Here is a 245-nt window from a genome sequence, read left to right as displayed (position 1 = left end):
ATCGCGTTGGTCAGCCACAGCGCGTTCGCCGGCACCTGGTTGGCGTTTTCCCGGCGCAGGAACTCCGGCATCGTGTGGTCCTTGGCCGCAGCGAACATGATCTCGGCGCACAGCAACACCCAGGACAGCAAGGCCCCAAGCAGCGACACCGCCAGCCCAATACTGATCAGCAAGCCCCCCCAAGGGCCGACGATATGCTCCAGCACCGAGGCCAGCGACGGGTTCTGCAAACCGGCCAGTTCCGG

The 245-nt window shown here is 65.3% G+C and carries 1 protein-coding gene; it reads right to left on the bottom strand.

Going from position 1 to position 245, the window contains the following annotated elements; translation table 11 throughout:
* Positions 1–245, bottom strand: a 245-nt coding sequence (locus tag J5M56_RS26200; RefSeq protein ID WP_207938214.1) for an amino acid permease, incomplete at both ends; no start/stop codon positions are given.

Origin of the sequence: Pseudomonas sp. 51_B (genome assembly GCF_017491595.1) — a bacterium.
Classification (GTDB): domain Bacteria; phylum Pseudomonadota; class Gammaproteobacteria; order Pseudomonadales; family Pseudomonadaceae; genus Aquipseudomonas; species Aquipseudomonas promysalinigenes.
This window is presented reverse-complemented; position numbering and strand designations above follow the sequence as displayed.